The organism is Pseudomonas yamanorum, assembly GCF_900105735.1.
Classification (GTDB): domain Bacteria; phylum Pseudomonadota; class Gammaproteobacteria; order Pseudomonadales; family Pseudomonadaceae; genus Aquipseudomonas; species Aquipseudomonas yamanorum.
Map to the genome: position 1 here is coordinate 477,671 of NZ_LT629793.1, position 22,627 is coordinate 500,297.

The 22,627-nt window shown below is 63.5% G+C and carries 20 protein-coding genes; 9 read left to right on the top strand and 11 right to left on the bottom strand.

All coding sequences use genetic code 11. The features are described 5' to 3' along the window. The first annotated feature begins 20 nt into the window (after nt 1-20). From BLU46_RS02305 to BLU46_RS02315, 3 genes are read left to right on the top strand one after another with little or no spacing between them, the layout of a single operon-like run. Nucleotides 21-1,595 carry a flavin monoamine oxidase family protein gene (locus tag BLU46_RS02305; protein ID WP_063031022.1) on the top strand — a complete coding sequence of 525 codons (1,575 nt, stop codon included), beginning with the start codon at nt 21-23 and terminating at the stop codon, nt 1,593-1,595. A gap of 24 nt (nt 1,596-1,619) precedes the next feature. After that, nucleotides 1,620-2,111, top strand: a complete 492-nt coding sequence (locus BLU46_RS02310) for a RidA family protein (RefSeq protein WP_093197996.1) — start codon at nt 1,620-1,622, stop codon at nt 2,109-2,111. Nucleotides 2,112-2,148: 37 nt separating this feature from the next. Next, nucleotides 2,149-4,608 carry a TonB-dependent receptor plug domain-containing protein gene (locus tag BLU46_RS02315; protein WP_093198001.1) on the top strand — a complete coding sequence of 820 codons (2,460 nt, stop codon included), beginning with the start codon at nt 2,149-2,151 and terminating at the stop codon, nt 4,606-4,608. Nucleotide 4,609: 1 nt separating this feature from the next. On the opposite strand, the gene BLU46_RS02320 is transcribed toward BLU46_RS02315, so the two are convergent. From BLU46_RS02320 to BLU46_RS02340, 5 genes are all read right to left on the bottom strand, one after another. Then, nucleotides 4,610-5,497 (bottom strand): LysR family transcriptional regulator, encoded by an 888-nt coding sequence (locus BLU46_RS02320; protein ID WP_093198006.1) that lies wholly within the window; start codon nt 5,495-5,497, stop codon nt 4,610-4,612. Nucleotides 5,498-5,679: 182 nt separating this feature from the next. After that, nucleotides 5,680-6,297 carry an isochorismate family cysteine hydrolase YcaC gene (gene ycaC / locus BLU46_RS02325; protein WP_093198011.1) on the bottom strand — a complete coding sequence of 206 codons (618 nt, stop codon included), beginning with the start codon at nt 6,295-6,297 and terminating at the stop codon, nt 5,680-5,682. Nucleotides 6,298-6,321: 24 nt separating this feature from the next. After that, nucleotides 6,322-8,160, bottom strand: coding sequence for an amidohydrolase (locus tag BLU46_RS02330; RefSeq protein ID WP_093198015.1), 1,839 nt, complete (start codon nt 8,158-8,160; stop codon nt 6,322-6,324). Next, complete coding sequence (locus tag BLU46_RS02335) at nt 8,157-8,750, bottom strand: antibiotic biosynthesis monooxygenase (RefSeq protein ID WP_063031035.1); 594 nt, start codon at nt 8,748-8,750, stop codon at nt 8,157-8,159. Before BLU46_RS02335 ends, BLU46_RS02330 begins: the two co-directional genes overlap by 4 nt. A gap of 80 nt (nt 8,751-8,830) precedes the next feature. Continuing rightward, entirely contained in the window at nt 8,831-9,739 is a 909-nt protein-coding gene (locus tag BLU46_RS02340) for a LysR family transcriptional regulator (protein ID WP_017479054.1), read from the bottom strand. A 205-nt stretch (nt 9,740-9,944) separates the two neighbouring features. Between BLU46_RS02340 and BLU46_RS02345 the strand changes: the two genes are divergently transcribed. Together BLU46_RS02345 and BLU46_RS02350 are read left to right on the top strand one after the other, a co-directional pair. Beyond that, on the top strand, nt 9,945-10,343 hold the full coding sequence (locus BLU46_RS02345; RefSeq protein WP_063031039.1) for a helix-turn-helix domain-containing protein: 399 nt from the start codon (nt 9,945-9,947) through the stop codon (nt 10,341-10,343). Between the two features lie 65 nt (nt 10,344-10,408). Continuing rightward, nucleotides 10,409-13,201 carry an ATP-binding protein gene (locus BLU46_RS02350; protein ID WP_093198020.1) on the top strand — a complete coding sequence of 931 codons (2,793 nt, stop codon included), beginning with the start codon at nt 10,409-10,411 and terminating at the stop codon, nt 13,199-13,201. On the opposite strand, the gene BLU46_RS02355 is transcribed toward BLU46_RS02350, so the two are convergent. Together BLU46_RS02355 and BLU46_RS02360 are read right to left on the bottom strand one after the other, a co-directional pair. Next, entirely contained in the window at nt 13,148-14,695 is a 1,548-nt protein-coding gene (locus BLU46_RS02355) for an ATP-binding protein (RefSeq protein WP_093198025.1), read from the bottom strand. The genes BLU46_RS02350 and BLU46_RS02355 overlap by 54 nt on opposite strands. An 88-nt stretch (nt 14,696-14,783) precedes the next feature. Further along, on the bottom strand, nt 14,784-15,734 hold the full coding sequence (locus BLU46_RS02360; protein WP_093198028.1) for a GlxA family transcriptional regulator: 951 nt from the start codon (nt 15,732-15,734) through the stop codon (nt 14,784-14,786). 181 nt (nt 15,735-15,915) lie between these two features. Here BLU46_RS02360 and BLU46_RS02365 point away from each other — a divergent pair, with 181 nt between their 5' ends. Further along, nucleotides 15,916-16,638: a pirin family protein gene (locus BLU46_RS02365; RefSeq protein ID WP_093198035.1), complete on the top strand. Its 723-nt coding sequence runs from the start codon at nt 15,916-15,918 to the stop codon at nt 16,636-16,638. Between the two features lie 136 nt (nt 16,639-16,774). Continuing rightward, nucleotides 16,775-17,122, top strand: coding sequence for a hypothetical protein (locus BLU46_RS02370; protein ID WP_093198040.1), 348 nt, complete (start codon nt 16,775-16,777; stop codon nt 17,120-17,122). A gap of 101 nt (nt 17,123-17,223) precedes the next feature. On the opposite strand, the gene BLU46_RS02375 is transcribed toward BLU46_RS02370, so the two are convergent. Next, nucleotides 17,224-18,222: a quinone oxidoreductase family protein gene (locus BLU46_RS02375; protein WP_093198043.1), complete on the bottom strand. Its 999-nt coding sequence runs from the start codon at nt 18,220-18,222 to the stop codon at nt 17,224-17,226. A 102-nt stretch (nt 18,223-18,324) separates the two neighbouring features. Here BLU46_RS02375 and BLU46_RS02380 point away from each other — a divergent pair, with 102 nt between their 5' ends. Continuing rightward, the gene (locus tag BLU46_RS02380) at nt 18,325-19,188 is read left to right on the top strand and encodes a LysR family transcriptional regulator (protein WP_093198049.1); all 864 of its coding nucleotides are present in this window, start codon (nt 18,325-18,327) and stop codon (nt 19,186-19,188) included. A 6-nt stretch (nt 19,189-19,194) separates the two neighbouring features. Here BLU46_RS02380 and BLU46_RS02385 read toward each other — a convergent pair whose 3' ends face one another. After that, nucleotides 19,195-19,629: a (R)-mandelonitrile lyase gene (locus BLU46_RS02385; RefSeq protein ID WP_081253257.1), complete on the bottom strand. Its 435-nt coding sequence runs from the start codon at nt 19,627-19,629 to the stop codon at nt 19,195-19,197. Nucleotides 19,630-19,667: 38 nt separating this feature from the next. Further along, the gene (locus BLU46_RS02390; protein WP_093198052.1) at nt 19,668-20,663 is read right to left on the bottom strand and encodes an aldo/keto reductase; all 996 of its coding nucleotides are present in this window, start codon (nt 20,661-20,663) and stop codon (nt 19,668-19,670) included. A gap of 99 nt (nt 20,664-20,762) precedes the next feature. On the opposite strand from BLU46_RS02390, the gene BLU46_RS02395 reads away from it, so the two are divergent. Further along, nucleotides 20,763-21,656 (top strand): LysR family transcriptional regulator, encoded by an 894-nt coding sequence (locus BLU46_RS02395; RefSeq protein ID WP_063031056.1) that lies wholly within the window; start codon nt 20,763-20,765, stop codon nt 21,654-21,656. Here the strand turns inward: BLU46_RS02395 and BLU46_RS02400 are convergent. Further along, nucleotides 21,644-22,537, bottom strand: a complete 894-nt coding sequence (locus BLU46_RS02400; RefSeq protein WP_063031058.1) for a LysR family transcriptional regulator — start codon at nt 22,535-22,537, stop codon at nt 21,644-21,646. The genes BLU46_RS02395 and BLU46_RS02400 overlap by 13 nt on opposite strands. Nucleotides 22,538-22,627: the final 90 nt, after the last annotated feature.

Below are 22,627 nucleotides of genomic sequence, written 5' to 3' on the forward strand. Positions count from 1 at the left end.
GCTATCTCAAGGAGCGAATCATGGCTTTTACCCGCAGGGAACTGATTTCCCGTATTGCCGCCGTGGGCGGTTATTCCGCCGCTGTCAGCGCATTGGGCGCGCTGGGGCTGACGCCTCAGGCGGTGGCATCGAGCTTTACCCCGCTGCAATTGGGCAGCACCGGCAAAGGCAAGAACGTGGTGGTGGTCGGCGCCGGGATCTCCGGGCTGGTCAGCGCCTATGAGCTGCGCAAGGCCGGGTTCAACGTGACGATCCTGGAAGCCCGCGACCGGGTGGGTGGACGCAACTGGACCCTGCGCCGAGGCACCAGGGTCGACTTCGACGACGGCATCAGCCAGACCGTCGACTTTGATGACGGGCAGTTTTTCAACGCCGGCCCTGCGCGTATTCCCAGCCACCACCAGACGATTCTCGGCTACTGCCGCGAGCTGGGCGTGGAGTTGCAAGTACTGGTCAACAGCAGCCGCAACGCCTTGGCCCGGCCGGATACGCAACAGCCGGCGTTCCAGTTGCGCCAGGCGGTCAATGACACCCGTGGTCAGCTCTCGGAACTCCTGGCCCGCACAGTCAGCCGCAAGGCGTTGGACCAGGACCTGAGCGTGGATGACCGCAAAGCGTTGCTGAGTTTCCTCAAAGTGTACGGCGACCTCAACGGCGACCTGCAATACAAGGGTTCGGTACGCTCCGGCTACACCCGCGTGCCTGGCGCTGGCGACCAGACTGGGGTGACGCGCGCGCCACTGGAGCTGCAAACCCTGCTTAACCCCAAGCTGTGGGGCGCACTGGTGTTCGATGAAATCCCGGAGTTTTCATCCACCATGTTCCAGCCGGTGGGCGGCATGGACCGCATTCCCTATGCCTTCTACGAACACCTCAAGGATGCGGTGCGCTTTAACGCTGAAGTCAGTGATATCCAGACGTCCGAACAAGGCAGCCGCATCAGCTACCGCGACCGTATCAGCGGCAAGACCCAGGTCCTGAGCGCCGACTACGCCATCGTCACCGTGCCCTTGCCACTGCTGGCGAAGCTGCCGAGCAACTTCACGCCGCCGTTCAAGCAGGCGATCCAGACCGCGCAAAGCGACCAGGCCAACAAGGTGGCCTGGCAGACGCCGCGCTTCTGGGAAACCGACTTCAACATCTATGGCGGCCTGTCGTACCTCGACCATGAAGTCAAAGGCTTGTGGTACCCCAGCGACCGCCTCAACAGCGCCCAGGGGATTCTGGTGGCGGCCTACAACACCAGCGAATCGGCCCAGGCCTTCAGCCAGAAATCCCTGGCCGAACAGTTCGCCTCTTCGCGCCAGGCGGTGGAACTGTTGCATCCCGGCCACAGCGCAAAACTGCAGAAGCCGGTAGCGATCAACTGGTCGAAAGTCAGCTACAGCAAAGGCCCGTGGATCGTTAACGACGAAGTCGGCGAAAGCGCCTACCGCCTGCTCAACGAGCCCCAGGGCCGTACTTACCTGGCCAGCGACGCCCTCGCCCACGGCGGTGTCGGCATCTGGCAGAACAGCGCCGCCGATTCGGCACGGCGCATCGTCTCGCTGATCGGCCGCCATGCCGAACGCCAGCAACCGGGCGTCGCCGCCTGAAATTTCTCACTCAAGGAATGATCGATGAAAACTCTCTTTGCAGGACTGCTGATGACCGCCACCACCCTCGCCGCCCACGCCGATGAGATCAAGCGCGTGCCGCTGCCCAACTCGAACTTCCCGATCTCACTGGCGGTGTCGGTACCACCGCAGACCGAACTGCTGTTTGTCAGCGGCTTGCTGGCCGACCTGCATGACCCCAAGGCACCGAAAGACTCGTTTGCAGCCTATGGCGACACGGCCATCCAGACCACGTCGATCCTCAATAAGCTCAAGGGCGTGCTGCAAAGCCAGGGCCTGGATCTGGGGGATGTGGTGCAGTTGCGGATATTCCTGGTGGGCGATCCCGCCAAGGGCGGCAAGCTCGACTTTGCCGGTTTGCAGGAAGGCTACACGCCGTTCTTCGGCAGTGCCGAGCAGCCGAAAAAACCGGCACGCACCGCGGTGCAAGTCGTCGCCCTGCCATTGCCCGGCGGGCTGGTGGAAATCGAAGCGGTTGCCGCGCGCAAACGCTGACCCAAGGATCGATCCGGGATCAAGGAGCTTCACTCTCATGCATAGCCGTCCCTTATTGCTGCCGCTCTCGCTGGCGTGCGGCCTGGCGTCCTTCGGCGTCGAATCCGCCGAAGACCGCTCTCCCACCCTCGACACCGTCGTCGTCACCGGCAACCGTGGCGCCGAACAACGTACCGTCACCACCAGCCCCACGCCCATTGATGTGATCAGCGGCGAACAGCTGCGGGCCGTGGGCAAGCCGAGCCTGTTGGAAGCCCTGGGCAAGCTCATCCCCTCGTTCAACCTGCCCGACCGCGCCGGCTGGGATGCCAGCGGCGTGGTGCGCTCGGCCACCTTGCGCGGCTTGACCGCCTCCCATGTGCTGGTGCTGGTCAACGGGAAACGGCGCCACACCAGCGCCACCCTGAACATCAACGGCATCAACAGCGGCGCCGCTCCCAGCGACCTCGACCTGATCCCGGTGGCCGCCATCGACCATGTGGAAGTGCTGCGCGACGGTGCGGCGGCGCAGTACGGTTCGGATGCGATTTCCGGGGTGATCAATATCATCCTCAAGCAGACCACCGGCGGCAGTTCCGACACCACCCTGGGCCAGAACTACGACGGCAAGCGCGGCACCGGCCAGGAGGCCCTGAACTATGGCTTCCAGGTAGGCGAAGCCGGGGTGCTCAACGTGTCCCTCGATACCCGCTACCAGGAGCGCGACAACAAGGCCGGCAGCAATGGCTACAGCAACCATTACTATCCGCTGGCGGATGGTTCACCCGACCCGCGTGAAGCCACTTCCAGCCACCACACCTACAAAGGCTACGGCTCGTCCCGCAGCCAACTGGCCGACGTCGCCTACAACCTCGACTTGCCCCTGAACGACGACCTGACGCTGTACTCGTTCTCCACCCTGGCGACCCGGGAGAACAACGACGGCCAGAACTTCCGCCTGCCCAATGGCCGCAACACCATCACCACCGGGCCCAATGGCTACCCCAATGGCTACAGCCCGTACTGGCTGGTCAACGAGACCGACTTTCAATCCGCCTTCGGTGCCAAGGGTAACGACCTCGGCGGCGGTTGGGGTTGGGACTTGAGCAGTACCTACGGGCGCAACTATGCCAAGCAGCGTACCTACGACAACCAGAACCCGTCCCTGGGTGAAAGCACGCCGAACAGGTTCACCTCCGGGATCTACATCGCCGACCAGCTCACCACCAACCTCGACCTGAAAAACACCTACGAGATCGGCCTGGCCAAGCCCCTGGACGTAGCGTTCGGCCTGGAGCATCGGCGCGAAAGCTACGAGACCCGCGCCGGCTCCGAGGCCTCTTATATCGATGGCGGCTACGTGTTCCCGGCTGGCCATCCACGGGCCGGGCAGCGTCCCGATCCGGGGGCCCAGGTCACCAACGGCATCCGCCCCGAAGACGCGCAGAAGGTCAGCCGCAACAGCGTCGCCAGCTATGTCGACCTGGGCTTCTACCCCACCGAGCAGTGGTACGTCGGCGTGGCCGGGCGCTACGAGCATTACAACGAAGGCGTCGGCGGCACCCGCAGCGGCAAGCTCAGCACGCGGTATGCGTTCAACCCGGTGTTTGCCCTGCGCGGCACCGTGAGCAACGGTTTTCGTGCGCCGTCCCTGGCCAACGAGATTTTCACGGCGCGCTCCACCGGGTTCGACACCATCAATGGCGTGTACCAATCGTATAACTACGTGATCCTGCCGGTGGATTCCGCCGGCGCCCAGGCCTTGGGTGCCAAGTCATTGAAACCGGAGCGCTCGACCAACTTCAGCCTCGGGTTTGCCGTTACCCCAAGCGATGACTTGAGCCTCACGGTGGACGGCTACGTGATCAACCTGCGGGACCGCCTGGTACTCAGCGAGCGCTTCCAGGGCCCGGGCATTGCGGCGCTGCTGGACGGCATCGGCGTACCGGCCACCGCCGGCGCGCAGTACTTCACCAACGGCGCCAACACCCGCACCTCCGGGGTGGACGTGGTGGGCAACTACCGGCAAAACCTCGACCGCTACGGCTCGGTGAAATGGACCGCGGCGCTGAACTACAACCACACGGAAATCCTCAGCGTCAACGACACCCCGGCGCAGCTCGCCGCCCTGGGCGACTTCCAGTTGATGGGCCGCCAGTCCCGGGCGCTGATTACCAAAACCTCACCCAGCAGCAAGATGATCTTCTCCGCCGACTGGGCGATCCACGACTTCGACGTCAACCTGCGCTTGACCCGCTACGGCACCTACACCGAGGTCAACAGCTCCAGCGACCCGAGCCTGGACCGCACGTATTCGGCCAAATGGATCACCGACCTCGATGTGGCCTATGCAATCACCAAACAGCTGACAGTGGCCGTGGGTGCGCAGAACCTGTTCGACAAATACCCGGATCATATCGGCGTGAAGAACTCTTCGTTCGGCGATAACTGGGGCAGCTATTCGCCGTTCGGGTTTACCGGCGGGTATTACTACAGCCGGGTGCAGTACGCGTTCTGACTCAACAACCGCCGGCCAGGCGCTCACGCAGAAACTCGATCAACGCCTGCACCGGGCGCGAGCTCTGGCGGTGCTGGGGGTACACCGCTGACAGGGTCAGGGACTCCGGCGTAGTGTCTTCCAGCAGCGCCACCAGCCGGCCGTCCTGCAAGGCTTGGGCGACGATAAAGTTCGGCAGATACGTGATACCCAACCCGGCGATCGCCGCGTCCCGCAGCAGCTCACCGTTGTTGACGCGCATGCGTCCGCTGACGTTGCGGGTGTGGGGTTTGCCATCGACCTTGAAGTGCCATTGCACCTGGCGACCATGGCCGTAAGGCAGGCATTCGTGGTCGACCAGATCATCGGGGGTCTGGGGCGTACCGTGGAGGGCCAGGTAGTCCGGGCTGGCGCAGTAGACGCGCTGCACACTGGCGATGCGCCGGGCGATCAGGGTCGAGTCTTCCAGGGTGCCGATGCGCAGCACCAGGTCGTAGCCTTCGCTGATCAGGTCTACCGGGCGGTCGCTGAGGTCGACTTCCACGGTGACGTGGGGGTGGCGTTGCAGGAACAACGGCAACAGGCTGCCCAGGTGCGCCATGGCAAACGACAACGGTGCGCTCAGGCGGATGGTGCCTCGGGGGTCGGTGTTTTGCCCGGTGATGCCCTGCTCCACTTGCTCGACTTCACTGAGCAGGCGCAGGGCGGATTCGTAGTAACTCTGGCCCAGGGGCGTGACGTCCAGGCGGCGGGTGGAGCGGTTGAGCAGGCGTACGCCGAGGCGCTCTTCCAGCTGGATCAGGCGGCGGCTGACAAATTGCTTGGACAGGCCAAGGTGTTCGGCGGCGGCGGTGAAGCTGCCGGATTCCATGACCTGGCAAAACAGGCGCATGTCTTCGAAGGGGTTCATTGTCGCTTCTCGGTGGACGCTGGGCTGTTTTATAGCCGGTCAGTCGCCACACCACAAATCAAAATGTGGGAGCGGGCTTGCTCGCGAATGCGGTGGGTCAGTCGGTACATGTATTGACTGGCACACCGCATTCGCGAGCAAGCCCGCTCCCACATTGGATTACCTACACATCCGAGAGCGGGTTACTTGGCCGCCAGCGCCGAGTAGCTGTTCATCAGGTTGCGATAGTTGGGAATGCGCGGCGACAGCAGGTTGGCCAGGCCTTCCATGTCGTTGCGCCAGTCCCCTTGCAGCTCGCAGGCCACCGAGAACCAGTTCACCAGCTGCGCACCAGCAGCCGTCATCCGCGCCCAGGCGGCCTGTTGCACGGTTTCGTTGAAGGTGCCCGACGCATCGGTGACCACGAACACTTCAAAGCCTTCAGCCAGGGCGGACAGCGTCGGGAAGGTGACGCAGACATCCGTCACCACACCGGCAATGATCAGTTGCTTGCGCCCGGTGGCTTTCACCGCCTGAACGAAGTCCGCGTTGTCCCATGCGTTGATCTGGCCAGGACGCGGGATGTACGGCGCGTCCGGGAACAGTTCTTTCAACTCCGGCACCATCGGGCCGTTGGGGCCGTTTTCGAAGCTGGTGGTGAGGATGGTCGGCAGCTTGAAGAACTTGGCCAGGTCCGCCAGGGCCAGCACGTTGTTCTTGAACTCGTTGGGCGAGAAGTCCTGCACCAGCGAGATCAGGCCGGTCTGGTGATCCACCAGCAGGACCACGGCGTCGTCTTTGTTCAGGCGTTTGTAAGTCATGGAAACACTCCTTTGGGGTTAGATTCAGAAGGCAAAACACGAGCAGCCAAACGCGCCCCAGAAACCCTGGAAGTCGCTGACCGGCACGTTCGAGAGACGCGCCCGTTCATGGCTATGGGAATGCACACCACAGGGGCCGCTGCACTGGTGCACCTGGGCCTGTAGCGGTGAAGTCGGGCGCCAGTGGCCCGGCACCTTGACCACCGGCGACCAGTCCGGCAGCACGGGCACGCGAGGCGGCGCGAAATCTTCAAAGTCGCCGGCGCCGTAGACCACCTTGCCACCGACCACGGTGAGCACCGATTCGATCCACTTGATGGCTTCCTCGTCGACGCTGAAGAAGTCCGCCGACAGGGCCGCCACGTCCGCCAATTGGCCGACCTTGATCTGGCCTTTCTTGCCCTGCTCGGAAGAGAACCAGGCGCTGCCGTGGGTGAACAGTTCCAGGGCGGTCAGCCGGGACAAACCCTCGGCGTGCAGTTCCAGCCCGCCCACGGTGCGGCCGCTGACCATCCAGTACAGCGAGGTCCAGGGGTTGTAGCTCGACACCCGGGTGGCGTCGGTGCCAGCGCCCACCGGCACGCCCTCGGCGAGCATGCGCTTGATCGGCGGCGTGGCCTCGGCAGCCTTGGCGCCGTAGCGCTCCACAAAGTACTCACCCTGGAACGCCATGCGGTCCTGGATCGCGATACCGCCGCCCAGCGCCCGCACCCGTTCGATGTTCTGCGGGGTGATGGTTTCGGCGTGGTCGAAGAACCACGGCAGGCCGTTGAACGGGATGTCGCGGTTGACCTTCTCGAACACGTCGAGCATCCGCGAGATCGACTCGTTGTAGGTGGCGTGCAGGCGGAACGGCCAGCGCTGTTCTACGAGGTGGCGCACCACCGGTTCCAGCTCCTGCTCCATGGTCAGCGGCAGGTCCGGGCGGGGTTCGAGGAAGTCTTCGAAGTCGGCAGCCGAGAACACCAGCATCTCGCCGGCGCCGTTGTGGCGCAGGTAGTCGTCGCCCTGGTGCAGGGTCACGCTGCCGGTCCAGTTCTTGAAGTCGCTGAGTTCTTCCTTGGGCTTCTGGGTGAACAGGTTGTAGGCGATGCGCACGGTCAGTTGCTGGTCCTTGGCCAACTGCTCGATCACTGCGTAGTCGTCGGGGTAGTTCTGGAAACCGCCGCCGGCGTCGATGGCACTTGTCAGCCCCAGGCGGTTGAGTTCACGCATGAACTGACGGGTGGAATTCACCTGGTATTCCAGAGGCAGTTTCGGGCCCTTGGCCAGGGTCGCGTAGAGAATCATCGCGTTGGGCCGTGCCACCAGCATGCCGGTGGGGTTGCCGTTGTGGTCGCGCACGATCTCGCCGCCGGGCGGGTTCGGTGTGTCCTTGGTGTAGCCGGCCACCCGGAGGGCCGCGCGGTTGAGCAAGGCGCGGTCATACAGGTGCAACACGAACACCGGCGTGTCGGGGGCGGCCTGGTTGAGTTCGTCGAGGGTGGGCATGCGCTTTTCAGCGAACTGGAATTCGTTCCAGCCCCCCACCACCCTCACCCACTGCGGCGTGGGCGTGCGGTCGGCCTGGTCTTTGAGCATGCGCAGGGCATCGGCCAGGGACGGCACGCCTTCCCAGCGCAGTTCAAGGTTGTAGTTCAAGCCGCCACGGATCAGGTGCAGGTGCGAGTCGTTAAGGCCAGGGATGACGGTGCGACCCTTGAGGTCGATGACCTGGGTACCACTGCCGCGCAGGGCCATGGCTTCGCCGTCGGTGCCCACCGCGACAAAACGTCCCTGGTGGATCGCGACTGCCGTAGCGCGGGGATTTTCACGGTCCACGGTGTGGAACTGGCCATTGAACAGAATCAGATCGGCGTTCATAGGGTTTCCTTTACAGAGGCTTCAAGCCAGGGCGCGAACAGGCGGGTGGCCGCCGGCATCAGCAGGTAAACCACCAGTACAACGATGGTCAGGGTGACCAGGAAGGTGGCGACGATGTAGTTGGACAGGAACGGATGCAGCCTCAGTACCGGGCCCCAGATGATCGGTACCAGCAAGGTCAGCGGCAGGATCACCAGCAGCGTGACCACCGCCTGCTTCCAGCGCGGCGGCTTGGCAGCCGCGTCGGCCAGGGGCGAAAACCAGAACTCGTTGACCGCGCCGACTTCAGTCTGGTCGCCGTCGGCCAGCATCGGTGCCGCTTCGTTGATCAGCTCCAGGCGCTGCGGCGACTCCAGCCAGCGTTCCAGGTCATCGGTGGAGCGGTAACGCAGCACGCAGGTGAACAGCGCCAGGCCGCCCTGCTTGCTGCGCACCACGTCAACGCCGAGGTGGCCGGGGCGCTCGCCGGCAATGCGCACGATGCGCCGCAGCCAGGCTTCGTAGTCGGCTTCGTGGCCGGGTTTGATGCGGTGTTTGACCACCAAGGTGACAACCTCGTCCGGGCCGCCTTGCTGCGTGACTGAGTCCATCGTGCCCCTCCCCTGAATACGTGAGCGATGGCCGCAGTGTGGGGCGTCGCGCAGCGTAAAAATTGGATGTACGTGCTCTGTTAAAGCGTCCGGGACATGTGTTCGCCAATCCGCGATCGCAACCAGCGCTCCGCCGGATCGTTGTCGTGCACCCCGCTCCACACCATCGACAGCTCTGCCGCATCGATGGCGAACGGTGGGTCCTCGGCCCGCAACCCGCTGCCTTGGGTCAACGCGCAGGCGGCATAATCGGGCACCGTCGCAATCATTTCGCTGCCGGCCAACAGGTCCCGCAACCCACTGAATTGCGGCACCGCCAACACCACCCGCCGCGCCCGGCCAACCCGCGCCAGGTCCAAGTCAATGTTGCCGCTCAAGTCACCGGAAAACGAAACCATGGCATGGGGCCGTGAACAGTAGTCGTCGAGGGTCAACGGCTCCGGCCGGTCATCCCCCCGCAGGACCTTGCACGGAATATCCCGCAGCTTCTTGCGCTTGGCATTCGCTGGCAGCTCGGTGGTGTAGCTGACCCCCACGGAAATCTCGCCACTGGCCAACAACGCCGACATCAACAAGTAGTTCGCACGCCGCACCACCACGATGATCCCGGGCGCCTCTTCCCGCAGTTGGCTGAGCAACGGCGGGAATAATCCAAACTCGGCGTCATCCGACAGCCCGATGCGAAACACCGCGCAACTGGTGGAAGGGTCGAAATCCTTGGCGCGGCTCACGGCGCCGGAAATGATGTCCATGGCCGGTTGCAACTCCTTGAGGATCGCCACGGCCCGTGGCGTGGGTTCCATACCGCGACCATTGCGCAACAGCAGCGGGTCATCGAACAGGTCGCGCAACCGGCCCAGGGCCGCACTGACCGCTGGCTGGCCCATGAAGAGTTTTTCGGCAACCCGGGTCAGGTTCTTTTCGAACATCAGGGCCTCGAAAATCACCAGCAGGTTCATGTCGACGCGGCGCAAGTCGTTGCGATTCATAGGGTTTCCCGGGAGGTGAGCACCCCGTCAGCTAACCACGCTCAAGGCCGCTGCAATTGCATCCCTGTGCTGTCTTTTTTGCGCAGGCACCTGGCGAAATTAACAACGATTAACTCGCCAGCCAGACGGTCCGGCACCAAGAATACGGCGGTCTACACTGGATTTTCATCAACAGGAAACGCTCCCATCGACCACGGAATCTGTCATGGCCCGACTTGAGCAAATCGCACCTGCACCGCACCCCCGAGCCCCTGCCACCGGCGGCCTGTGCCCCCGCCGCGAACGCATGGTCAAGCAGTTGATCCTGGCCAACCTCGGGGACAGTCTGGAAGTCGCCGAACTGGCACGGGCCTGCGCCCTGTCCCGCAGCCATTTTTCCCGCGCGTTTAAATGCAGTACCGGCCTCTCTCCCCAGGAATGGATTCGCCAACAACGCATCCAGCGGGCCAAGGAGCTGATCATCCACTCCGCCTTGAGCCTGACCCAAATCAGCCAGGAATGCGGATTTTGCGACCAGGCGCACTTCTGCCACATATTCAGCCGCAGCGAAGGCGTAAACCCGATGACCTGGCGTAACCACCAACTTCGCGTGATCGCCGCCTAGTGGTGATTGCACCCCAGCGCAAACCTCTGGAATATGCACCACAGACCTCGTTCCAGAGACCGCGCATGAGCAACCCCAGCGACCAGGCCATGCATTTCGGCCCCTACCGGATCCACCCGCGCCAGCGCGCGGTGCTGGAGGGTGGCCGACCGTTGCGCCTGGGCCGCCGGGCGGTGGATATCCTGCTGATTTTGCTCGAGCACGCCGGCCAGGTGGTGAGCAAGCAGGAGTTGATCGCCCGGGTCTGGCCCAGGACCGTGGTGGAGGATGGCAACCTGCGGGTGCACATGGCGGCCCTGCGCAAGGCCTTGGGCGATGGCCAGGCCGGACAGCGCTATATCGTCACCGTGGCCCAGCGTGGCTACAGTTTTGTTGCGCCCCTGAGCATCGAGCCCACGGCGTTGGAAGGCGACAGCTTAGGGCCCCATCCAGGGCACAACCTGCCGCTGCGACGCACCCGAATGCTGGGACGCCAGGCCCTGATCGAAAGCCTGGTGCAGCAGTTGCCTCAACACCGCTTCATCACCCTCACGGGGGCCGGCGGTATCGGCAAGACCACCGTCGCCTTGCGGGTGGCCGAACTGCTGATCGGCCGTTACCGCGACGGCATCCGCCTGCTGGACTTGGCCCCCCTGAACCAACCCTCGATGATCCTGCCCAACCTGGCGGCCCTGTTGGAACTCACGCTACCGAGCCACGAGCCCTTGTGCGGCCTCGCCAGCCTGCTGCGCGAGCGCCAGATGTTGTTGGTGATCGACAACTGCGAGCACCTGCTCGACGATATTGCGCTGATCAGCGAAACCCTGCTGCGCAATGCCCCCCAGCTGCACATCCTGACCACCAGCCGCGAAGCGCTGCGCGCCGAAGGCGAGTTCGTGCAACGCCTGGAGCCTCTGGCGTGCCCACCGGCCACGGGCGACCGCGCCGAAGCGATGGCGTACCCCGCGCTGCAATTGCTGGTGGAACGGGCGTTGTCGCGCTGGGACGGCTTTGAACTGAGTGACGCCGAGCTGCCCCTGGCCATCGACATCTGCCGACGCCTGGACGGCATTCCCCTGGCAATCGAGCTGGTGGCGGCGCAAATCAAACGCTTTGGCCTGCCGGGCTTGCTGGTGCAGATGGAGGATAACTTTCGCCTGTTGACCCGCGGCCGGCGCAGCGCCCTGCCCCGGCACCAGACCCTGCGCGCCACCCTGGAGTGGAGCTTCGATCTGCTGACCGCCAGCGAGCAGGTCTGCCTGCGTCGCCTGGCGGTGTTCCGGGGTGTTTTCACCCTGGAATCGGCGGCGGCAGTGATCGGCGGTGAACACATTGCGCCCACCGAGGTGCTGGGTTCGATCACGCAGTTGGTAGCCAAGTCCCTGCTCAACGTTGAGGTAGGCGATGAAGCGGTAACCTATCGACTGCTGGACATCACCCGTACCTATGCCCTGGAGAAACTCAGCGCCGCCTGTGAGCTGGAGGCCAGTCGTGAGCGCCACGCCGCCCGGTGCCTGACGCTGATGAATCAAGCGCAAGCCGACTGGGAACACGTGTCCACCCAACAGTGGCTCGACCGTTATGCCGCCTACCGCGAAGACGTGCGTGCCGCCCTCGACTGGGGCTTGAGCCAGGCAGGCTCGCCGCTGCTGGCCATCCGCTTGACGGTCAGCGCGATGCCGCTGTGGCAGGAGCTGTCGCTGCTCACCGAGCACGGTTTGTATGTGGGCAAGGCCCTGGCCCTGCTCCAGCAATCAACCTCGCCCTGCGCGCACTTGCACCTGCAACTGCAGTTGGCCCTGGGCAGTTTTTCCTATCACACCCAGGGCGCAACCCCACAGACCATCGATGCCTTTGAGCGCGCCAGGCAACTGGCAGAAATCAGCCAGGATGTCGCCGGCCAGCTCAGGGCCGTGTCCGGCCACCTGGCGGTCAACCTGTGCAGCGGCAACTACCAGCAGGCCCTGCGTCAAAGCCTGCACTTCGATCACCTGGACCCCAACGCCCCACCGCTGCTGGGTTTGAGCGCACAGCGCCTGCGGGTACTGGCGCAACATTTTGCCGGCAACCAGGCCCTGGCACGGCACAACGCTGAACAGGTGATGCAGCGCATGGCGCAGAGCGGCCACCGCAATCGGTTTACCCATGGGTTTGGCGTGCAATACGACCAGAGCGTGGCGTCGCTGACGGTGCTGGCGCGCATCCTCTGGCTCCAGGGTTTCCCGGAGCGCGCCTGGCGCACCGCCCGCCAGGCGCTGGAGCTGGCGCTGCAAATCAATCACGGCACCTCGATCTGCTACACCCTGGCCCTCGCGGGTGTCGTCATCGCTCACTACAACGGTGACGACCGAGCGGCGAGATCGATGCTGGAGCTGCTGTCACAGCAGGCGCAGAAGCACTCGGTGCTGCTGTTCGACACCTGGGCCAGGCATTACACCCTGGCGCTGGACGGCGTGGTACACGAAGAGAACGTCGAAGGCCTGGGCCTGATCAAGGACATCGTTGTGACCCTGCACACAAGGGACATGGATGAGGCCTGCTTCGAACGGGCCCGGCGCGGCGATGCGGGGTGGTGCACCGCAGAAATCCTGCGGGTGCGCGCCGAATCCCTGCTGCACCGGGCCGACCCGCCCCCGACGCAGGTGGCTGAAAGCCTGTTGCTGGAAGCGCTGGGGCTGGCTCATCAGCAGGGCGCCTTGGCCTGGGAACTGCGAAGCGCGCTGTCACTGGCCCGCCTATGGCAACGCGAGGGCCGGCACGCCGCCGCGCGCGACCTGTTGCAAACCGTCCACGGGCGCTTTACCGAAGGGTTTTCCACGCCGGACCTAGTGAGCGTGCGCCGCCTGCTCGACGAACTGCACCACAAAGTGCCGGCCTGAAAACGGCCCAAGATAATGCCCGTAGCCTTGCTGCAACAACCTCACCTGTGCCCCGTCACCCAGGCGGGCCAGCGCATAGGCACGTACGCTATTGAGCAGGCGATAACGCCGGGGGCCGGGACCGGGTTCGACGGTTAGCAGCGACGTGTCCACCAACCGTGCCAGCAGATAGGGCAAGTCGGCGTGTTCCAGTTCAGTACCGGCAATCAGCGCGCTCAGTCTCGGCAAAGTCACCGCCATCTTGAACAAGCCTAACTGGAGGAACAGCCAGCGCTCCGGCAGGCTCAAGCGATCGTAGGTCCAGTCCAGCGCCGCGTTCATGGATTGATGCCGCCCTACCGCTGTTCGCCGCCCGCGAGTCAGCACCAGCAAGCCGTTCGCCAACTGTACCTGCAAGCCCTTGATGCCCAGGGCATCGACCTGGGCCGCTGCCAGCTCCAGGGCCAGCGGGATGCCGTCGAGGCGCCGGCAGATATCCCGCAGGGGTGCCAGGTCTTGCCTGCGCAAGTCAAAGCCCTGCTGGCAGGCCTGGGCCCGGCTGACAAAAAGCTGCACCGCGGGATAAGCCAGCGCTTGCTCGACAGAAGCCAATGCCGACAGCGACGGCACCGCCATCGCAGGCACGCGCTGAACCCATTCGCCGGGCATATGCAACGCTTCGCGGCTGCTCAACAACAGCGTCACCCGGGGCGCCATTTCCTGCAGGGCGGACACCAGGTTGCGACACGCCGCCACCGCCTGTTCGCACCCATCAAGCACCAACAATAATTGCCGCGACGCCAGTTGCCGGCAAACGCCTTGCAACGTAGCACCCGCTTCAACCTCAATCCCGAGCGCCTTGCCCAACTGACGGAGCACGCCGGATAACTGGCTGATCCCGGCCAGCGGCACCAACCACACGCCGTCGCGATAGCGCGGCAGAACCTGTGCGGCCAGGTACAGCGCCAGGGTGGTTTTGCCGATGCCGGCGCCCCCGGTGAGCGTCATCAGCGTTTGCCCCGGCAATCGCCGGGCAAGGGCGCGCGCCAGCGGCTCCAGGCCGAGCACCGGCACCAGGCGTGCTGGCAGGTTATGTTCAGGTAAGGGCTGTGCAGCTTCTGCCTGCATGGGTGGCGTCGCGACAAAACAATAACCGCGCTGCGGCACGTTGATGATGTAGCACCGCCGGCCCTCGCCATCGGCCAAGGCACGGCGCAGGGCCGCGATGTGCACCCGCAGGTTGTTCTCCTCCACCACGCTGCTGGGCCACACCCGTGCGATCAGGACCGCCTTGCTGACAAACTGCCCCGCCTGCTCCACTAGCACCGCGAGAATGTCCAGCGCACGCCCGCCCAGCGGCAGCGGCCGGCCCTCTGCGCACACCAGGCGCTGCTGGGGGTAGAACGTGAAGGGTCCGAAGCGCACTGCGCATTCCGGTTCAATCGTATGAAGACTGTTCATGCTCGTCAAAGCGCTGAAACACCCGTTCTTGGGCGCCTGCGCATCCTTTTCCATGGGACTGACCGCTATCTTGCCAGCTACCGGTGACAGGACAATGCTGGCACGGGGATCCACACGGACATTCAGGTGCGCCGGACGGACATCAGCTGAATTGCTGGCGGTATTGGGTCGGGTTCAAGCCGAGTTTTTCACTGAACAGAGACCGCATATGCCGCACGCTGCCAAACCCCGCGTGAAACGCTACGGTCTTGAGCGGCAGGTCGGTGCTTTCCAGCAAGTGCCGGGCACGATCGATGCGCGCACCTTGCAGGAACGCCATCGGGGTCATCTGCACTTCCTTGGCGAACACCCGCGCAAAGTGCCGTGTGCTCATACCCGCCAATTGCGCCATGGACTCGATGGTAAAGGCCTGGTCCAGTCGCTCCAGCACCTGGGTCTGCACCCGGGTAATCGCGGTTTCCTGAGGGGCCACCGCTGCGGTCATCGGGCTGAACTGGGCCTGGCCACCCTGGCGTTTCATGACCACCAACAACACTTTGGCCACGTCGACAGCCACCTGCTTGCCGTGGTCCTGGGCCACGATGGACAGCGCCAGGTCGATGCCCGCCGTCACGCCGCCCGAGGTGATTAGCCGGCCGTCCTGCAGGTAGATACGGTCGGTCTCAACGATGGCCTTGGGAAAGGCCCTGATCAGCCGTTCGGTGTAATGCCAGTGGGTGGTCACGTGCTGGCCGTCCAGCAAGCCCGCATACCCCAGCACAAAGGCGCCGGTGCAGATGGAGCCGAATCGTCGGGCGCGGGGCGCAGCGGCCTTGAGCCAGGGCAACAGGGCGGGATGGCATTCTTTGTAGGCGCCAGGGCCACCGGGGACCAACAGCAAGTCATACGCCTCAAGGGCCTCGTCCAGCTGCAGGTCGGGGTGTACCACCACGCCATTGGAGGCTCGCAGTGGCCCGGGCTCGGTACCGATGGTCAGGATCTGATAATGGGCTGGCGGTTCAAGGTAGCGATTGGCAATGGAGAACACCTCCAGCGGCCCGGCCATATCGAGCAGAAGGAAATCAGGAAACAGCGCCATGGCCACGGTTTTCATTGTCAGGAATTGCCCGTTCAGGAGGTGAATCCGAGCATTATGGCACGTCACTTACTGTCAACTCATACAGGACAGTCATTCCGATTTCAGCTTCTTAATCAACCTGCTGCTAACCAGTAATCTTCTCCTTACACCGAAGCCCTGCATCTCGCAGCCAAGCTTCCCTTGAGGAGAACACCCCATGCTGACCCTTCGCAAAGCCTCGGAACGCGGCGCCGCCAATCACGGTTGGTTGAAGTCGTTCCACACCTTCTCGTTTGCCAACTACTGGAATCCCAAAGAACAGGGTTTTTCCGACCTGCTGGTGATCAACGATGACCGAGTTGCCGCCGGCAAGGGCTTCGGCCAACACCCGCACCGCGACATGGAGATTTTTTCCTATGTGCTCGAAGGCGCCCTGGAACACAAGGACACCCTGGGCACCGGTTCGGTGATTCGCCCCGGCGATGTGCAACTGATGAGCGCCGGCAGCGGCGTGGCCCACAGCGAGTTCAACCACAGCCATACCCAGGGCGTGCACTTCCTGCAAATCTGGATCGTGCCGGCGGTGGCGGGCGCCGAACCGCGCTATCAGCAGGAGCACTTCACCGAGGCGCAGAAACGCGGCCGGTTGCAGTTGATCATCTCGCCGGAAGGCACCGACGGCTCCCTCGGCGTGCGCCAGGATGCGCGGGTGTATGCCGGGCTGTTCAACGGCTTTGAAACCGCCAGCCTGCCACTGGCTCCGGAACGCTATGCCTACATCCATGTGGCGCGGGGCAGCGTTGAAGTCAACGGCCAACGCTTGCACGAAGGCGACGGTGCCCGAGTGCGCGAAGAGCGGGAGATTCACCTGAGCCATGGCGAGAATGCCGAGGTGCTGGTGTTCGACCTGCGCCCTCAGGAACTGCCTGAAATGCCGTGATAGTCGGCGCGATGGTCCGCGAAAACGGGCCATCGCTGGCGTCGATAGTCACCATCAGCCCAATGAAGTTCTCTAAAAAAATCCACCGCGTAACATCGCATCCATACCAACCAATGACATCCCGGAGCACACTCTCATGAAACGCCAACTCTTGTTTAGCCTCGCTTTCTCGGTACTTGCTGTAAGCGCCTTTACCCAACCTGCCCTCGCTGAAGGCGGCGCAGATCGCCTGATGGACAGCCGTGTGGCTGAGGGGGGTTCTGACCGTTTGCTGGAACGTCGCGTTGCTGAAGGGGGTTCTGATCGCCTGCTGGAACGTCGCGTTGCTGAAGGGGGTTCTGATCGCCTGCTGGAACGTCGCGTTGCTGAAGGTGGCTCTGATCGCCTGCTGGAACGTCGCGTCGCTGAAGGTGGTGCTGATCGTCTTCAAGAAAACCGCGTCGCTGAAGGTGGTGCAGACCGCCTGATGGAAAACCGCGCGTAACCCCTGTCGTTCGCGGTTCACCCCCAGCCGGCCTGATCAGCCGGCTTTTTTTCGCCTGCTATTAACTGATCCTCACAAGCGCCACACAAGCTCTCTCGCCATTACTGGAGTTCACGGTCCAGCCACACCACCGCCTTGCCAATCTGCTGCCTTGCCTCAATCCGCGCGTGCACCTGCTGCACGTCTTCCAGCGCGTAATGCCCTTCGATATCCACTGTCAGCGAACCTTCGAGCATCGCCGCGAACACCGCATTGGCACGCCGTTGCACAGTCGGGCCGTCGGCCATGTGGTCGTTGAGTCGTGGGCGCGTCAGGAACAGTGAACCGGCTTCCCCCAACTCCATCGGGTCCAGATCAGTGATCGAACCGGAAACGTTGCCGTAATTGACGATCAAACCGCGCGTGCGGCACGCCTTGAAACTCTCGCGCAAGGTGGCCTTGCCCACCGAATCGAACACCACATCCACCCCCTGCCCCTGCGTGGCCTCCAACACCCGCTCGGCAAACCCATCGTATAGCCAGGCGTGATCGGCACCACGCTCAAGGGCAATCGCACACTTTTCGACGCTGCTGCCGGTGGTGAACACCGTGGCACCGAGTCGATGGGCCATTTGCACCAGCAACTGGCCGATACTGCCGGAAGCCGCGTGGATCAAGCAGCGGTTGCCCGCCTGCAACCGTGCGACCTCTTCAATCAGGTAGTGGGCGGTGCAGCCCTGGAACATCGCTGCAGCCGCCTGATCGAAGCCGATCGCATTGGGAATCTGCGCCACTCGCTCGGCAGGTACGCTGGCGTATTCAGCGAACGCGCCCCAGGCAATGCACCAGGCCACCCGATCACCCGGCGCCAGGTGGCTCACACCCTCGCCCACCGCAACCACCACACCGGCCCCTTCCATACCCAGGATGCACGGCAGCCGTACCGGATAGGTGACCGACGTGGCGTACTTGCCCTGGCGAGTGTGCACATCCATGAAATTGATCCCGGCGCAGGCCACCTTGATCAATACGTGGCCGGGTGTCACTGGGGGTTTGGGCACATCAAGGCGCAGCTGAACGACCTCCGGGCCGCCATAGGTTTCAAGGGTGAGGGCTTTCATCGCGGGACAACTCCGTTTGCGGTGGGAATGCGCCATGGTAAAAGGCGCGACTCTGTACGAGAATTCCCCAACAACTCCCACCCTCCGTGCGGAAATAACCCGATGTTCGACTGGCAGGATCTGTATTTCTTCACCGTACTGGCGCGCACCCAGTCGCTGTCGGCTGCCGCCCGCGAGCTGCAGGTGGAACACGCCACCGTTGGCCGCCGCGTCGATGCCCTGGAAAAAGCCCTCGGCGTAAAGTTGGTGGATCGCCTGCCCCGCAGCCGACCGTTGACCGAGGAAGGCCTGGCATTGGCGAAGATGGCAGCAGGCATGGGCGAGATGGCCACCGACGTGATGCGCCTGTCCCGCGTGGCCTCCATCGAGGTGGCCGGCACCGTGCGGGTCAGTTGTCCGCCGTCGATTGCCATCCACTGCATCGCGCCCCATGTCGCACGATTCAGGACGCAGTATCCCAAGCTGAATATCGTGTTGATGTCCTCGACAACACTCGCCGCCCTCGACAAAGGCGAAGCCGACATTGCCCTGCGCACGGTGCGTCCCGATGAGGAAGCGCTGGTACGCAGAAAGGTCGGCGCCGTGCGCTTCGGCCTCTATGCCACGCCCGAGCTCAAACAACTGCCTGCTGAACAGTGGGCATTCATTGCCTATGACGCCACCCGCGACCACCTGCCCCAACAGGCGTGGATGCATCAGGTGCGCGGCAACCGCACGATTGCCTTCGCCGCCAGCGACCTGATCACCCAGCAAATGGCCGCCCGCGCCCAGGTGGGTGCAGTGGTGTTGCCCACGCTGGTGGGGGATCACGACGGGGCATTGGTGCGGTTGGCAACAAACACCGAAGGCCCGGTTCGCGATATCTGGCTGACGGTTTACCCGGATATGCGCCGCTCGCCTTCGGTGAAAGTGGTGATGGAGTTTTTGGTGAGTTGTATTGAAGGCGAGCCGCAGTTGCGGCGCTGAAGCGGATTACTGCGCCGCGTACTGTTCGTCGCTGACCTGCTCCATCCAGTCCACCACCTTGCCATCGAGCATTTCGTTAATCGCAATATGGGTCATGGCGGTGTTGGCCGTGGCGCCATGCCAATGCTTGACCCCGGGCGCAATCCAGACCGTGTCGCCGGGGCGGATTGCCCGTACCGGTTGGCCCCATTCCTGAACCTGGCCCAGGCCTGCGGTCACGATCAACGTCTGGCCCAGCGGATGGGTGTGCCACGCGGTACGCGCGCCCGGTTCAAAGGTGACGAAGGCCCCGGTGACGCGTGCCGCGTCGGTGCCCTTGAAGGGTGAATCGACGCGTACCGTGCCGGTGAAATAATCCGCCGGGCCTTTTGCAGAGGGCTGGGAACCGTTGGGCGTGATGGTCAGCATGGGCGTCTCCTGTGCGGGTGAATCGAGTGCCATTAATGACAATGAAAGCGCGGTGGCGGCGAGGCTGGTGTTCATAGGCCGGTCATCCTTTCCAGGGCTTCGGGGTAGCGATCGCCATGCACGGCGATGTTGGCAGCGGCGACGTCCAGTTCACTGAGCTCCGTCGCGCTGAGCTGTACTTCGACCGCCCCCAGGTTTTCCGTCAGGCGCGAGGTTTTGGTGGTGCCTGGAATCGGTACGATCCAGGGCTTCTGGGCCAGCAACCAGGCCAGTGCAATCTGCGAGGGCGTGGCGTTTTTTCGCTGGGCAACCTGGCGCAGCAACTCCACCAGGGCCTGGTTGGCCTGCAAAGCGTCAGGCGTGAACCTGGGCAAACTGCTGCGAAAATCCGAGCTGTCAAAGGTGCTCTGACTGTCGAACTTGCCGGTCAGGAAGCCTTTGCCCAACGGGCTATAGGGCACCAGGCCAATGCCCAGCTCCTCCAGCAGCGGCAGCACCTCGGCCTCCGGCTTGCGCCACCACAGGGAGTACTCACTTTGCAGAGCGGTCACCGGCTGAACGGCATGGGCGCGGCGGATGGTCGAGGCGCCGGCTTCCGACAAGCCGAAGTGCTTGACCTTGCCCTCCTGAATCAAATCCTTCACGGCACCGGCCACCTCTTCGATCGGCACATTCGGATCAACCCGGTGCTGATAAAACAGGTCGATAACATCGGTCTTCAGGCGTTCCAGAGAGGCTTCAGCTACCTGGCGGATATGTTCGGGGCGGCTGTCGAGACCGGACCATTTGCCATTGCCGGACGGGTCCGGGGCAAATCCGAACTTGGTGGCGATCACCACCTGCTCACGCAGCGGTGACAGGGCTTCGCCCAGCAGTTCTTCATTGATGAACGGGCCATAGACTTCGGCGGTATCGAAGAAGGTCACGCCTTGTTCAACCGCATTGCGCAGCAAGGCAATCATCTGCTGTTTGTCGGCCGCAGGGCCGTAGCCAAAGCTCATGCCCATGCAACCGAGCCCCAGGGCCGAGACCTCAAGTTGGCTGTTACCGAGTGTGCGTCTGCGCATGGTCATTCTCCGGGTAAGGGGACTGAATCCAATCTAACAGTTACGAATTGTGATAATTAGCCGCTAGAATCTGAAAATACTTATGAGGATGACTCACCAATGCTCAGGGAAAACGCCAATGACCTGCTCGCCTTTCTGGCGGTAGCCCGTGAGCGCAGCTTTACCAAGGCGGCGGCCAAACTCGGGGTTTCCCAATCGGCGCTGAGCCATACCATCCGCGCCCTGGAGGCGCGCCTGGGGCTGCGCCTGCTGACCCGCACCACCCGCAGCGTGTCACCCACCGAAGCGGGGCAGCACTTGATCGATACGGTCGGGCCGCACTTCGATGAAATCCAGGTGGGGCTTGAAGGCCTGAGTAATTTGCGCGACCGGCCGTCCGGCACCATTCGCATCAACGCCATGGACCACGCGCTGGAATTCATCCTGTGGCCGGTGTTGAAACCGTTCCTGGCGCAGTACCCGGACATCGCCGTGGAGGTATGTTGCGACTATGGCTTTGTCGACATCGCCGCCCATGGTTTCGACGCCGGTGTACGGCTTGGGGAAGACGTGGCCCAGGGCATGATTGCCACGCGCATCAGCCCCGACATGCGCATGCTGGTGGTGGGCTCACCGGCCTACTTCGCCCAGCGCCCGATCCCCCGCACGCCCCGGGACTTGACCGATCACGCCTGCAACAACTTGCGCCTACCCACCAATGGCGGTCTGTATGTGTGGGAATTCAAGAAAGGCGACGAAAGCCTGAATGTGCGGGTGTCTGGCCAGGTGACCTTCAATGGCGTGTACCCATTGCTCAAGGCAGCGGTCGACGGCTTGGGCTTGAGTTACGTGCCTGCCGACTTGGTGGCGCCTTATCTGGCGGACGGGCGACTGGTGCAGGTACTGGATGACTGGTGTGCGCCGTTTGCCGGCTTTCACCTGTACTACCCCAGCCGCCGCCAGACCTCGCCCGCGTTTGCGCTGTTGGTGGACGCACTGCGTTATCGCGGCTGAAGGAAATCCGTCAGGGCCGAGCCCAACCCATCGAACACCACGGCGATGCGCGGGACCTTGCGCATGTCCTGGTGCATGGCGATCCACACGTCAACCTTGAAATCCACCTGCGCGGGCAACACCCGCACCAGCCCGTGACGTTGTGCCACCTGGGCTGAACACACGCCGATCCCCAGCCCCGCACGCAACGCGGCCAACTGCGCGAGGTGATCGTCGGTGCGAATCACCGTACTGGGCGCCGAACAGTCGAAACCGCGCTCACCCAGAAATTCGATCTCCAGCAAGTTGCGGTCCGGCCCGATCAGCGGGTAGCAGTGCAATTGCGCAACGGTGTCCGGCGTGCCCTGCTCTGCCAGCAATTCTGGCGCGGCGTACAACCCGACTTGCAGGTCGCCGACCTTGCGCGCGACCACGGTGGATTCGACCGGGCGACGGATGCGTACGGCGACGTCGGCCTCTTGCCGGGCAAGCGCCTGCAGTCGATTGGATACGCTCAGCTCGATGGCCAATTGCGGATGATCACGGCGCAGGCTGCGCAACATTGGCGGCAGCACTTCAACGCCCAGCAGCTTGCCGCTGGTGAGCCGCACCGTGCCGCCGGCGAGCGCCGTGTCGGCCGAGGCTGCGCGGTTAAAGGCGTTGGCCGCAACGGCCATCGCTTCAACATGGCTGATCAGGTCCTTGGCCGTGTCGGTGGGCAATAGCCCGGCGGGTGAGCGGATAAACAGGCTGACCCCGACGCTCTGCTCCAGCGCCTCGATCCGTCGCCGCGCGGTGGCCTGGGCGATCCCCAGCAAACGGGCTGCGCCCGACAGGCTGCCGGTGCGCAGCACGGCGAGGAAGGCGCGCTGGGTTTCCCATTGGAGTTGCGGGGCGTTCATACATTTCCTGTGAGCCGCTGGGCAGTTTTGGTGGATGTTCTTTGTTCGGGGGCTGCGGCATGCTGGCGAGCATAACCGATGGGGCTTTCG

Coding starts and splice junctions, on each gene's coding strand:
- BLU46_RS02350 (WP_093198020.1), top strand. CDS start 10,409: ATGAGCAACCCCAGCGACCAGGCCATGCATTTCGGCCCCTACCGGATC.
- ycaC (WP_093198011.1), bottom strand. CDS start 6,297: ATGACTTACAAACGCCTGAACAAAGACGACGCCGTGGTCCTGCTGGTG.
- BLU46_RS02315 (WP_093198001.1), top strand. CDS start 2,149: ATGCATAGCCGTCCCTTATTGCTGCCGCTCTCGCTGGCGTGCGGCCTG.
- BLU46_RS02330 (WP_093198015.1), bottom strand. CDS start 8,160: ATGAACGCCGATCTGATTCTGTTCAATGGCCAGTTCCACACCGTGGAC.
- BLU46_RS02375 (WP_093198043.1), bottom strand. CDS start 18,222: ATGAAAGCCCTCACCCTTGAAACCTATGGCGGCCCGGAGGTCGTTCAG.
- BLU46_RS02320 (WP_093198006.1), bottom strand. CDS start 5,497: ATGAACCCCTTCGAAGACATGCGCCTGTTTTGCCAGGTCATGGAATCC.
- BLU46_RS02345 (WP_063031039.1), top strand. CDS start 9,945: ATGGCCCGACTTGAGCAAATCGCACCTGCACCGCACCCCCGAGCCCCT.
- BLU46_RS02360 (WP_093198028.1), bottom strand. CDS start 15,734: ATGAAAACCGTGGCCATGGCGCTGTTTCCTGATTTCCTTCTGCTCGAT.
- BLU46_RS02385 (WP_081253257.1), bottom strand. CDS start 19,629: ATGGCACTCGATTCACCCGCACAGGAGACGCCCATGCTGACCATCACG.
- BLU46_RS02380 (WP_093198049.1), top strand. CDS start 18,325: ATGTTCGACTGGCAGGATCTGTATTTCTTCACCGTACTGGCGCGCACC.
- BLU46_RS02395 (WP_063031056.1), top strand. CDS start 20,763: ATGCTCAGGGAAAACGCCAATGACCTGCTCGCCTTTCTGGCGGTAGCC.
- BLU46_RS02390 (WP_093198052.1), bottom strand. CDS start 20,663: ATGCGCAGACGCACACTCGGTAACAGCCAACTTGAGGTCTCGGCCCTG.
- BLU46_RS02305 (WP_063031022.1), top strand. CDS start 21: ATGGCTTTTACCCGCAGGGAACTGATTTCCCGTATTGCCGCCGTGGGC.
- BLU46_RS02355 (WP_093198025.1), bottom strand. CDS start 14,695: ATGGAAAAGGATGCGCAGGCGCCCAAGAACGGGTGTTTCAGCGCTTTG.
- BLU46_RS02400 (WP_063031058.1), bottom strand. CDS start 22,537: ATGAACGCCCCGCAACTCCAATGGGAAACCCAGCGCGCCTTCCTCGCC.
- BLU46_RS02310 (WP_093197996.1), top strand. CDS start 1,620: ATGAAAACTCTCTTTGCAGGACTGCTGATGACCGCCACCACCCTCGCC.
- BLU46_RS02365 (WP_093198035.1), top strand. CDS start 15,916: ATGCTGACCCTTCGCAAAGCCTCGGAACGCGGCGCCGCCAATCACGGT.
- BLU46_RS02340 (WP_017479054.1), bottom strand. CDS start 9,739: ATGAATCGCAACGACTTGCGCCGCGTCGACATGAACCTGCTGGTGATT.
- BLU46_RS02370 (WP_093198040.1), top strand. CDS start 16,775: ATGAAACGCCAACTCTTGTTTAGCCTCGCTTTCTCGGTACTTGCTGTA.
- BLU46_RS02335 (WP_063031035.1), bottom strand. CDS start 8,750: ATGGACTCAGTCACGCAGCAAGGCGGCCCGGACGAGGTTGTCACCTTG.